The sequence below is a fragment of the Arenibacter palladensis genome (genome assembly GCF_900129275.1).
In the GTDB taxonomy this organism is placed as follows: Bacteria; Bacteroidota; Bacteroidia; order Flavobacteriales; family Flavobacteriaceae; genus Arenibacter; species Arenibacter palladensis.
Map to the genome: position 1 here is coordinate 1 of NZ_FQUX01000025.1, position 1,328 is coordinate 1,328.

1 protein-coding gene is annotated in these 1,328 nt (G+C 48.9%); it reads right to left on the minus strand.

The features are described from left to right. On the minus strand, window positions 1-1,328 hold a 1,328-nt coding region (locus BUA60_RS22705; RefSeq protein WP_143153272.1), incomplete at both ends, for a hypothetical protein.

The following is a 1,328-nucleotide window of genomic DNA, read 5'->3' on the forward strand; positions in this document are numbered from 1 at the left end:
GTAAATGTGCCGCTGCTCTGGAATCCGTTGCCTATGCTATATTTTATTGGGGCCACACCTGTACCTGTTGCGGTAAAGGTATAGGATGTCCCGTTGGAGGTACACTGGTCGTCGGCGTAGGCCGGAAGGCTAACCGTCGGCATAGGATCTTCGGCTATGACCACATCGATCTTATAGGTACAGTCCATGGCATCCTTCACCCAAACGTCCCAATTGAGGTTGGTGGCAGGATCAAGGATATCACTTGCACTCGTGGAATAATCTCCCGGGTTCACGGCCGCACCGTCCTCTACAAAGGCATAGGTATACCCGCCGTTTCCGCCAGAGGCAGAGACGGTCACCTGTGCACCTATGTTACAGTTGGCGTTGATATTGTTCGTTTCTACGAGATTCAGAATTGCGTTCGGAGAACCTATGGTAATCGTATTGGTGGTATCATCGCAGAAGGGGGTATCGGTAGCGGTAATTACCACATAGAAGTTCCCTGCAGGCAATCCTGATATACTTTGCACACCTGGTGCTACGCCAGTATTTGTAATGGACGTGGTAGTACCATTGCTATTGAATACCTCATAGGAGTAGTTTCCGATATAGTTGGTTACTTCTATTTCCATAACCCCATCGGAGTCCCCATAACAGGTCACCGGGGTAACGGCGGTGGCCACCACTTCTATCAGGTCGTAAGGCGCCACATTATATGGAGCTGTGGTGAAATAACATCCGGTCACGTTGTCGGTCACCCTAAAGGTATAGGACCCTGGGGCGGTCAATGTAAAGTCTGCCGTATAGGTAGCTGCACCAGGTGCTTGTACGATAGCACTTCCCGTTGGCAAAAGTTCGAAGCTAAAGTCGCCCGAACCTCCCGTTACGGTCACCCTTGCCACCTCATCATTGTTACAGGTAATTTCTGTAATCTGAGCAACGGATACATCCGTGATGGTGGGTAATGGGTTTATAGTCTGGGTTGGAAGTGTATAAGTACAGCCATTGCTATCCTTTACAATAATATCATAATTGCCAGCTGTTGTAACCGTATAGGTAAATACATTTCCAGCTGTAGGTATAAAGGCACCACCATTAACGCTATAGGTGTAGGAAGGTGTTCCAGTACCAGCAGTAATAGTAACTTCAATAGATGCAGATTGAACAGCATTGTTCATATTACAGGCGAAATCGGTTACATCGGTGATCGCGGCATCCAAAGCATTGGGTTCGTCAATGGTTATGGTCTGCGTAGTAAAGCAGCCCCTGTCGGAGGTTACGGTAATGTCGTAGGTACCCGCAGCCAGGCCTGTGAACAGGTTGCCGTTCTGCGTGGTGGGCGGATT